General features: G+C 61.0%; 9 protein-coding genes. 1 reads left to right on the top strand and 8 read right to left on the bottom strand.

Annotated features, from left to right (window positions below):
• Window positions 1-296: 296 nt before the first annotated feature.
• Window positions 297-1010 (bottom strand): FadR/GntR family transcriptional regulator, encoded by a 714-nt coding sequence (locus T3A99_RS17130; RefSeq protein ID WP_047230511.1) that lies wholly within the window; start codon window positions 1008-1010, stop codon window positions 297-299.
• Between the two features lie 97 nt (window positions 1011-1107).
• Between T3A99_RS17130 and T3A99_RS17135 the strand changes: the two genes are divergently transcribed.
• The gene (locus T3A99_RS17135) at window positions 1108-1851 is read left to right on the top strand and encodes a FadR/GntR family transcriptional regulator (protein WP_047230512.1); all 744 of its coding nucleotides are present in this window, start codon (window positions 1108-1110) and stop codon (window positions 1849-1851) included.
• A gap of 153 nt (window positions 1852-2004) precedes the next feature.
• On the opposite strand, the gene T3A99_RS17140 is transcribed toward T3A99_RS17135, so the two are convergent.
• From T3A99_RS17140 to T3A99_RS17170, 7 genes are all read right to left on the bottom strand, one after another.
• A complete protein-coding gene (locus T3A99_RS17140; protein WP_076386258.1) occupies window positions 2005-2727 on the bottom strand; it encodes an oligogalacturonate-specific porin KdgM family protein in 723 nt (240 codons plus the stop codon).
• Window positions 2728-2866: 139 nt separating this feature from the next.
• A complete protein-coding gene (locus tag T3A99_RS17145; protein WP_076386259.1) occupies window positions 2867-3634 on the bottom strand; it encodes an ABC transporter ATP-binding protein in 768 nt (255 codons plus the stop codon).
• Window positions 3635-3644: 10 nt separating this feature from the next.
• Complete coding sequence (locus tag T3A99_RS17150) at window positions 3645-4484, bottom strand: ABC transporter ATP-binding protein (RefSeq protein ID WP_076386261.1); 840 nt, start codon at window positions 4482-4484, stop codon at window positions 3645-3647.
• An 11-nt stretch (window positions 4485-4495) separates the two neighbouring features.
• Entirely contained in the window at window positions 4496-5404 is a 909-nt protein-coding gene (locus tag T3A99_RS17155; protein WP_047230516.1) for an ABC transporter permease, read from the bottom strand.
• Complete coding sequence (locus T3A99_RS17160) at window positions 5404-6441, bottom strand: ABC transporter permease (RefSeq protein ID WP_047230517.1); 1038 nt, start codon at window positions 6439-6441, stop codon at window positions 5404-5406. Before T3A99_RS17160 ends, T3A99_RS17155 begins: the two co-directional genes overlap by 1 nt.
• Before the next feature lie 34 nt (window positions 6442-6475).
• Entirely contained in the window at window positions 6476-8098 is a 1623-nt protein-coding gene (locus tag T3A99_RS17165; protein ID WP_274090867.1) for an ABC transporter substrate-binding protein, read from the bottom strand.
• Between the two features lie 71 nt (window positions 8099-8169).
• A complete protein-coding gene (locus T3A99_RS17170) occupies window positions 8170-9324 on the bottom strand; it encodes a mandelate racemase family protein (RefSeq protein ID WP_047230519.1) in 1155 nt (384 codons plus the stop codon).
• Window positions 9325-9965 lie beyond the last annotated feature (641 nt).

Raw genomic sequence — 9965 nt, forward strand, 5'->3', positions numbered from 1 at the left:
TATGGCGGACACAAAATCCGTGAACACCACCAAAAAACTGTGGGAGCGAGCTTGCTCGCGATAGCGGTCTGTCTGAACCGGTGATGCTGAATGTGCCGCCGTCATCGCGAGCAGGCTCGCTCCCACAGGGGGATGTGTGACGGGCACAAAATTCGTGAACACCACCAACCAAAACTGTGGGAGCGAGCCTGCTCGCGAAAGCGGTCTGTCTGAATCGGTGATGTTGGATGGGTCGCCGTCTTCGCGAGCAAGCCCGCTCCCACAGGGGGGTGTGGTGGACACAGGTTTTGTGGAGGTTATTGCGTCGTCGACTCAACCGCTCCCCGCACCCGCTGCAGCATGTTGATCAAATGCAACCGCATCGAAGCCCGGGCCGCTTCGGCATCATGGCGCGCCAACGCTGCGTAGATCTGCTCGCGCTCACGAATCACCAAGGCGCGATTCTCAGCCGTGACAGCTGGCCCGGCCTGTTGAACCACCGCGATCAACGTATTGCCCACATGGGCCATGGCATCGATAAAGAAGCTGTTGCCGGTGCACTGGGCGATCTGTAAATGAAATTCGAAATCCACCTGGGCGCTTTCGGCATCCGCGGCTTCAGAAGCGTTCGCCACATCCAGCGCTTCACGCATCGCCAGTAACTGCTGCGGCGTAGCGCGTTGGGCGGCGATGCCAGCGGCTTCGACTTCCAGGCTCTGGCGCAATTCGATCACCGCCAGCGCGTCGTACGCGCCACCCTTGACGTGCTTGCTGCCCTGGAAATCCCCCGGGCGAGCAGTGTCGACCACGAAGGTGCCGATGCCGTGACGCGTTTCCACCAGGCCTTCGGCCTGCAACCGCGACATGGCTTCGCGAACCACCGTACGACTGACGCCACGGTCCTTGATGATGACCTGCTCGGTCGGCAGTTTGCTGCCTGCGGGCAGTTCGCCGGCCAGTATCTGCTGCGTCAGATCGACCACCAGTTGCTGGGTCATGCTCAGGCGTCGATCGGGTGTGACACGGTCCATTGCACCTATCCATTAAAGCCAGACGATCGCGGCATTATAGCCGCGACCTAACGTCGAAACGCACTATAATGCCGGCTGATCACACTAGAGCAAGCCGATGACGGATCAAGCGTTATCTCCATTGAATAAACCGCGCCGCCTCGCCGAAACACTGGTGGACCGCTTTGCCCAGCGCATGCGTGAAGGCATTCTCAAGCGCGGCGAAAAGCTCCCCACCGAAGTGCATATCATGGAAGCCGAGGGCGTCAGTCGTTCGGTGGTGCGTGAAGCGCTGTCGCGCTTGCAGGCGGCGGGGCTGGTGGAGACGCGGCATGGGGTCGGCACCTTTGTCCTGGACATGCCGGCGCCGGAGGGCTTTACCCTCGGGCCGGCGACGATTGCCACGTTGTCGGATGTGCTCAACCTGCTGGAGTTTCGCCTGAGCCTGGAAGTCCAGGCCGCCGGCATGGCTGCCGAGCGCGCCACGCCCCAAGCCCTGGCCGAACTGGCCCAGGCGCTGGAAGCGTTGCTGCAAGGCCCGGAAAAGTCCGGCACCACCATCAATGCCGATTTCCAGTTCCATCTGAAAATCGCCAAGGCCGCTGGCAATTACTACCTGATCGACATCATGAAGCACCTGGGTACCAAGCTGATCCCACGTACCCGGATGAACTCCGCCTATTCCGGGCAGAGTGATCGCAGCGCCTACCTGCAGGGGATCAACGCCGAACATCAACAGATCTTCGACGCCATCGCCAGTGGTAATGTCGACGCGGCGCGGGCGGCCATGTACCTGCATTTGAGCAATAGCCGCATGCGCCTGTGTGAAACGCAGCAGCGGCAGGCTTTTTACAACGAATGACCCCGCACCCCCCTGTGGGAGCGAGCTTGCTCGCGATGACGGCGGTACATTCAACATCGATGTCTGCCGATCCGACGCCATCGCGAGCAAGCTCGCTCCCACAGTTTTGATCCCGGTGTTCACAGACTTAGCGTCGACCCGTGCTCCTACAATTTAGAAGAAGCTGTATTTAACACCGACCCGCAGCCGCAACTGGCGATCGCTGTCGACCGAGTTGACTTTAATATCACCCACTTCAAAGAACGGTGCCCAGCGTTTATCCCACTGGTATTTGACCACGGCGTTCTGTTCATAGTCGTCGGTGCCGCCGTTATAGCGAATGTAGTCGGCATCGAAGTAAGTCAACTGATATTCATAGGCCCACGGTCCTTGGGGGCCATAGTTGATATATACATCGTAACGATTGACCGTCTGATCGTCCTGCCCATTATGCGGCACGTCACGGTCGATCTTGTCGCGGTCCAGTTTGGCTGAATCCAAACGGTAGCGACCGGCGATGCTCAACTCTTTGGTCACGCGGTAACCCAGGCGCAGGCCCAGCTTGTAGGTGGTGGATTCTTCGTCGCTGTCCAAGGCCAACGAGGGCGTCAGCATCCAGCGATCATTGATCTTGTGCTGGTAGTTGACGGTAAATTCATGACCGCTGCCGACGGTATTGTCGAAGGCGACGTCTTGCCGGTCACCGGCGGTCTTGTATTTGAGTTCACCCTCCAGACCCAGGCCACTGTCCAGCCGAATACCAAACTTGGCACGGTCGGCATGCATGCGACTTTTTTCCGCATATTGGTGGCGTACATTGATATAGCCGGTATCGGCCTGGGCAATAACCGAAGTAAACAAGGAAGCGAGAGAAAGTATTACCAATGTCTTTTTCATGTTTTTTTATTCTTGTTGGTTGAACGGGTTAGTTGGGTTAAACGCTAAATCACAGGCGAGCGCGTGCGCGGCATTGAAACCTGGGGTTCAACGTCTTTTACGGGTTAAAACAAATGCAACTGATGAATCAGGGTTTAATTCAAACGGCGACAGGGATGCCTTGTATGTCGCGACTGGCCTGCACCAGCAAACGGGTGTACGCGTGCGTGGCACCGTCACTCGCCAGAAGCTGACTGTCGAGCGTCTCCACCACCCTGCCCTGCTGCATCACCGCGACCCGATCGCACAAGTGCGCAACCACCGCCAGATCGTGGGTCACCATCAGGTAGGTCAGGCCTTCCTGGCGGCGCAAGTCGGCCAGCAGGTTGAGGATTTCCGCCTGCACCGAGACATCCAGCGCCGAGGTCGGTTCGTCCAGCAACAGCACCCGGGGACGCAGGATCAACGCGCGGGCGATCGCCACGCGCTGGCGCTGGCCACCGGATAATTGATGCGGGTAACGAAAGCGGAAGCTGTCGTTCAAGCCGACCTTGCGCAGGATCTCGCTGACCTTCTGCGCACGCCCGTCGATGCCGTGGATGCGCAACGGTTCCTGCAACGCGGCATCAATGGTGTAGCGCGGATGCAGCGAGGCGTAGGGATCCTGGAACACCATCTGCACCGTACGATAGTGGTTCAGCGGCAGGTTGCGGGTCACGGCCTGGCCGGCGATCTGCAGTTGCCCGGTCCAATGCTGATACTGCCCGGCCAGACAGCGCAGCACGGTGGTCTTGCCCGAACCGGACTCCCCTACCAGGCCGAATGCCTCGCCTTCGGCAACACTCAAATCAACGTCGTGCAATACCGCGTTCAGTGCCGCGCCGGTGCCAAAACAAAGGTTCAGGCCGGCGATTTCAATCATGCTCATGACAGGCTCCTCAAGCATTCAACCACTGCGGGTCACGCTGCAACACCGGCAGCGTGGCGCGCCGATGATCCAGGCTCGGCAGTGCGGCCAGCAGGCCACGGGTATAGGGATGGCTGGCTTGATCCAGGTCGGCGGCGGCAATCGACTCGACCACACGGCCGGCGTACATCACCAGCACGCGGTCACAGAAATTCCGCACGAGATTCAAATCGTGGCTGATGAAAATCAGCCCGAGGTCGCGCTCGCTGACCAACTCCTCCAGCACGTTGAGCACCTGCCGGCGCACCGACACATCCAGGGCAGAAGTGGGTTCGTCGGCGATGATCACCTGGGGGTCGGTGATCACCATCATGGCGATCATGATCCGCTGGCCCATGCCGCCCGAGACTTCATGGGGGTACAGGTCGTAGACCCGCTGCGGGTCGCGAATGTGTACCTTGGCGAGCATGTCCAGGGCGCGTTCGCGGGCCTCGCGATGGGGCACTTTGTGATGGGCCAGATAGGCCTCGGCGATTTGTTCGCCGACCCGCACCACCGGGTTCAGCGAGTACTTGGGGTCTTGCATGATCATCGACATGCGCGCACCGCGAATCGCCTGGATCTGCTTTTCGCTGGCGGCCAGCAAGTCGATATCGGCAAAACGCAACGTCTTGGCGGTGACTCGCGCCGTCGGCGGATGCAAGCGCAAGAGACTGCGGCCAACGGTGGACTTGCCCGAACCGGACTCACCAACGATGGCGAGTTTTTCCCGGCCCAAAGTGAACGACACGTCACGCACCGCCCGGGAGATTTTGCCGGCGTTGCGAAACTCCACACACAAGTCCTGTACGGCAAGTTTTATCTCAGTCATGGGGCTGCTCCTCAGGATTGGCTACGTGGGTCAAGGACGTCGCGCAAACCGTCGCCCAACAGGTTGAAGGCCAGGCTGACCAGCATGATCGCCGCACCGGGCGCCGCCACCAGCCACCAGCTTTCGAGCATGTAGCGCCGTCCGGTCGAGATCATAGCGCCCCATTCCGGCAACGGTGCCTGGGCGCCGAGGCCGAGAAAGCCCAGGGCGGCGGCGGTGAGAATGATGCTCGCCATGTTCATGGTCAGGCGGATGATCACCGAGGACAGGCACATCGGAATGATGTGGCGCAGGATGACCCGGGTACTCGACGCGCCTTGAAGCTGCACCGCCACGACGAAGTCAGCGTTGCGCAGCGGCAGGGTTTCAGCGCGGGCGAGTCGGGCAATCGGCGGCCAGGCAGTCAGTGCGATGGCGATCACCGCATGCTCAAGGCCCGGGCCGAGGGCGGCGATGAACGCCAGCGCCAGGACCAGGCTGGGAAACGAGATGAAGATGTCGGTGATGCGCATGAACAGGCTGTCGACCCAACCGCCGAAGTAACCGGACACCGTGCCCACCAGCAAGCCGATTGGCCCGACAATCACGGTCACCAGCAAAACGATGTACAGGGTGATGCGCGAGCCGTAAACCAAGCGGGCGAAGACATCGCGACCGTATTCGTCAGTGCCGAACCAGTGGACGCTGCTGGGTGCTTGCAACGCCCCGGCAAGGTTCTGCAACAGCGGATCGTGACCGGCAATCCATGGCGCGAAAACCGCGACCAGCATCAGGGTCGAGACGACGATCAGGCCGGCAAAGGTCATCGGGTTGCGCAGCAGGAAACGCAGCAGGCGCAAGGCACTGACGGCCATCGCTGCCGTACTTGAAGATGGCAGCGCGGCACTGCCGGCTGCGCTGGAAGCAAGAGGCAGGTTCATTAGCGAGTCCTCGGGTCGAAGATCTTGTACAGCGCGTCGCTGATCAGGTTCAGCGTCACGAAGATGAGGCCGATCAGCAGGACACAGGCCATCACCGCGTTCATGTCACCGAGCAGCAAACTGCTGGTCAGGTACTGACCGAAGCCCGGCCAGGCAAACACGGTTTCGATCAGCACCGCGCCTTCCAACAGCCCGCCGTAGGCCAGCGCAACGATGGTCAACAGCTGCACGCGGATGTTGCCGAAGGCATGGCCCCAGACGATTCGCCGCTGGGACAAACCCTTGACCCGGGCGGTGATGATGTACTCCTGGGACAGCTGCTCGAGCATGAAGCTGCGGGTCATGCGGCTGATGTAAGCCACCGAGTTGAAACTGAGGATCACCGCCGGCAGCAGGATGTGGCGCAACGCGCTGCGAAAGGCCTCCCAATCGCCGGACCAGGCGGTGTCGATCAACAGCAGCCCGGTGTGTTTGGGGATCAGCCCGTCATAGGCCAGGCCGATGCGCCCGACGCCACCGGCCCAACCCAGCCAGGCGTAGAACACCAGGAAGGCCATCATGCCGATCCAGAAAATCGGCGTGGAGTAGCCGAACAGCGTGATCAGCCGCGCGATATGGTCCCCGGCACGCCCCTGATGTGTCGCCGCGTAGACGCCCAGCGGCAAGCCCGCCAACACGCCGAACAGAATGGCCAGGGTGGCCAGTTCCAAAGTGGCTGGGAAGACCCGGGCGATGTCGGTGATGACCGGGTTGCCGGTCAGCAAGGCCATGCCGAAGTCACCGTGCAGCAGGTCGCCGAGGTAGATCGCGAACTGCGTCCACAACGGTTTGTCCAGGCCTAGCTCTTGATACACCTGGGCGTAGGCCGAGGCGTCAGCGTCCGGGCCGACGATGGCCAGCACCGGGTCCAGGGGCATGACCCGTCCGATGAAAAAGGTCAGTAGCAGCAGCCCCAGCAGCGTCACCGCCACCGACCCGCTGCGCCGGGACGCCGAAGCGACCCGGGATGTCCAGATTGAAAAGGATGCAGTCGACATGTTCATTCCTGCCTTGGCCCTGCGGCCGTCGATTTCAGCGCTGCTTGTAAACGTCCCGAAGACGTGTGGTGGCGGCGGTATGGCCGATGTAGTTGCGCACGTCGGCGTGGATCACCACTTCGTCGACCATCTGTGAAACCGGCATGATTGCTCCGGCCTGCTGGTCGTAGAGGGTCTGGATCTGCGCGTACATTTCCCGCTGGCGCTCGGGGTCTCGCTCGCGCTCGGCCTGCTCGATCAACTGATTGAGCTGCGGGTTGAAGAACGAGGTACGCCAGCCCTGGAAGTTGCTCAGCTTGGCTTCGGTGCGGTTGTCCGGGTTGTAGACCAGGGCCCGCAGGCTTGAATGCGGATGACGCTCCGCCCCGCCACCACCACGACCGACGAGGATGTCGAACTGGCGGTCGCGCATTGCACCGTAAATCTGATTTCCCGTGCCGGTGATGATCGTGGCCTGGATACCTGCCTGGGCCAGCGTCGCTTGCAGGCTGGTGGCGATGTTGATGAACGGCGGATCGGTCAGCGAGCGGATGCTCACCTTGAAGCCTTCGGCGTGCCCCGCCGCTGCCAGCAGACGCTTGGCCTCGGCCACATCCAGGCGATAGCCAGGATCTTCCAGGCGTGCCGGCAGCCCCAGTTGCATCGGCCGCTGATTGATCACCCCGTAGTGCGGCATCACCACATCGTTGATGCCCTGGTAGTCGATCAGCAGGCGGATGGCTTGGCGCACGCGGATGTCCTGGAACAGCGGCTGTTGCATGCTCATCGCCACGTAATACAGCGTGCCACGGGCGATGCTCTGGATGCGTACCTCATCGACCTTGCCCAGCGCCTTGATGTCGGTGGCCGCCATGCCTCGGGCGACGTCCAGGTCACCGCGCTCGACCATCAGGCGCAAGGCCTGGGACTCGGTCATGTTGCGCATGATCACCCGGCGCAACTTCGCGGGGCCGCGCCAATAGTCGTCATGACGACTCATCAGAATCACGTCGTTGGCGCGCCAGATGTCGAGCTTGAAGGCACCGGAGCCGGCTGTGTGGGTCGCCAGCCACGCGGCGCCCTGATCATCACCGACCTGATGTTGCAAAGCGACCGAGCGATCAATGATGAAGGCGCTGGGAGAGGTCGCCAGAGTGTTAAGCACCAGCATCGGGTCGGTGCTGCGCGGCAGGTCCATGACAAAGGTATGCGGCCCTTCGGCGCGCATCAGTTTGCTGACGTTGTCGGCGGTGAAACCGTAGGCTTTCCAGGTCGAAGCCAGGGCGCGGTTGAGGGTGACCACCCGTTGTAGCGACCAGGCGACGTCTTGCGCGGTGAGCGGTGCGCCGGAGTGAAAACGCACGTCATCGCGCAACTGGAAGGTCAGGCGCATGCGGTCGGGGCTGACCTCCCAGGTTTTCGCCAGGGCCGGGATCAGCGTGTCCGGTTGCGCCGCGTCCTGCTCCAGGAGCATGTCATAAACGTTGGCGTTAACCTCGGCGACCTCCAGGCCGGTTGCCGCGGCGGGGTCCAGGGACAGCAGGTTTATCATGCTCATGCCCACCACCAATTGGTCGGCGGGCGTTTCGCCTTGAGCCAGGCTGACGGGCACCTGCACTGTGCACAGGGCCACGGTGACACACAGCAGCCTGGTCAGGCGCTTGGGCCAGAGTTTCATGGTTCAGTCCTTTCTTATATTTATAAAGACTTGTCGTCCGGGCAGCTATCGGCCGCGGACGTGGTGCGCGATCAATGTCGAGACAAGGTATTGGCCTCGATATACGCGAAGTTGATGTCCTCGCCCAACCCAGGCCGATCAGACAGGTGCACAAAACCGTCGGCGTCCATCGGGTCGACGATGCTATTGAGGTGCGCAGGGACTTCTTCGTAGTCGAGGAAGGGATGCAACAGGCCGCGCTCGTACCAGCGGCAATTGCTGATTGCACCGACTACAGCCAGGTTCGCCGCGCCATTGCCGTGGACTTCACAGTCCATGCCGAACGACTCGGCCAGGTGCGCCACCTTCAGGCACGGCCCGATCCCCCCGACCCCGGCCACGCCCGCGCGCAGGATGTCACAGGACTTATGGGTGACCCAACTGGCGCGGCTGTGGAACTTGCCGGCGATGCTTTCCGGGCCCAGTACCGGGATGTCCAGATTGGCCGCCAGCCAGGCATAGGACTCAGCGGAATCTTCCATCATCGGTTCTTCGAACCAGGCGAAATTGAGTTGCTCGAGCGCCCTGCCAATGGTCAGCGCGTCCATGCGGCTGTACCAGTGGTAGCCGTCGAGCATCAGCGCGATGTCCGGACCGACTGCCTCACGCACGGCGGCGCAGGCTTGAATGTCCATCTGCGGATTCGGGGCGAAGGAAATCGGCGGCATCCAGGTGTGCAACTTGATGGCCTTGTAGCCGCGCTGGACCAGTTTTTCGGCGAACTGGCCGTACTCGTCCGGCGTGGACAAGCCCCCCGGCAGATCATCGCCACACATCGTCGAACCGTACGCCGGCACTTTGTCGCGATAGCCGCCAATCAGCTTGTGTACCGGCAACTTGAGCTTGCGCCCGGCCAGGTCCCACAGCGCTTGTTCCACCAGCGCCAACGCGCGGTCGGTGAACTGCCCGGCGCTGCCGCGCTGCCAGTGCGCCAAGTCTTGCCAGATGCTTTCGCGGTCCATTGGGTCCCGGCCGATCAGCACCTTGCGCACAAAGGACTCGATGATGTGCGGACGAACCAACTCAGGCGGACCGAAGGCATAGCCCTCGCTGCCGTCATCGCAGCCAATTCGCAGCAAGGCCATCTTGATCAGAACCTCCTCGCCCGGATGAGCGTGGCCGGCGCTGTCTTGAGCGCGGCGCGAAGGGGTGGAAAAGACTTCGACGTGAACGCCTGTGATTCTCATAAGGGGAAGAACACCATGTATTGTGATTTTTATTTGTATGTCGTCATACAACGTAGCTGATTATTCGGACGTTTCCGTCAGACTGTCAACCGGTAAATCACACAAAAACCAACATATGATGGGATTTCCATAGCGAAGAGGTTATTTCTCACATCATAAACAACAGAAGTCGTCATACCACAGCGTTACCAGGTAGGACTTGGAAAGACCGGAACACCGGCGATCAAAACTGTGGGAACGAGCCTGCTCGCGATAGCGCTCTGCTTGAACCGGTGGTGCTGAATGTGCCGCCGTCATCGCGAGCAGGGGATGTGTGGCGGGTACAAAACTCGTGAACACCACCAATCAAAACTGTGGGAGCGAGCTTGCTCGCGATAGCGGTCTGCCTGAAACGGTGATGTTGAATGTGCCGCCGTCTTCGCGAGCAAGCTCGCTCCCACAGGGGATGTGTGGCGGGCACAAAATTCGTGAACACACCGATCAAAACTGTGGGAGCGAGCCTGCTCGCGATAGCGGTCTGCCTGAAACGGTGATGTTGGATGGGCCGCCGTCATCGCGAGCAAGCTCGCTCCCACAGGGGATCTGTGGCGGGCATAGAATCTGTGAACACCGCGATCAAAACTGTGGGAGCGAGCTTGCTC

Source organism: Pseudomonas sp. N-137, assembly GCF_034555295.1.
Lineage (GTDB): Bacteria > Pseudomonadota > Gammaproteobacteria > Pseudomonadales > Pseudomonadaceae > Aquipseudomonas > Aquipseudomonas rhizophila.

Bases quoted from the DNA above. Each gene is read 5' to 3' on its own strand.
- T3A99_RS17130 (WP_047230511.1), bottom strand. From the start codon at position 1,010: ATGGACCGTGTCACACCCGATCGACGCCTGAGCATGACCCAGCAACTG.
- T3A99_RS17135 (WP_047230512.1), top strand. From the start codon at position 1,108: ATGACGGATCAAGCGTTATCTCCATTGAATAAACCGCGCCGCCTCGCC.
- T3A99_RS17140 (WP_076386258.1), bottom strand. From the start codon at position 2,727: ATGAAAAAGACATTGGTAATACTTTCTCTCGCTTCCTTGTTTACTTCG.
- T3A99_RS17145 (WP_076386259.1), bottom strand. From the start codon at position 3,634: ATGAGCATGATTGAAATCGCCGGCCTGAACCTTTGTTTTGGCACCGGC.
- T3A99_RS17150 (WP_076386261.1), bottom strand. From the start codon at position 4,484: ATGACTGAGATAAAACTTGCCGTACAGGACTTGTGTGTGGAGTTTCGC.
- T3A99_RS17155 (WP_047230516.1), bottom strand. From the start codon at position 5,404: ATGAACCTGCCTCTTGCTTCCAGCGCAGCCGGCAGTGCCGCGCTGCCA.
- T3A99_RS17160 (WP_047230517.1), bottom strand. From the start codon at position 6,441: ATGTCGACTGCATCCTTTTCAATCTGGACATCCCGGGTCGCTTCGGCG.
- T3A99_RS17165 (WP_274090867.1), bottom strand. From the start codon at position 8,098: ATGAAACTCTGGCCCAAGCGCCTGACCAGGCTGCTGTGTGTCACCGTG.
- T3A99_RS17170 (WP_047230519.1), bottom strand. From the start codon at position 9,324: ATGAGAATCACAGGCGTTCACGTCGAAGTCTTTTCCACCCCTTCGCGC.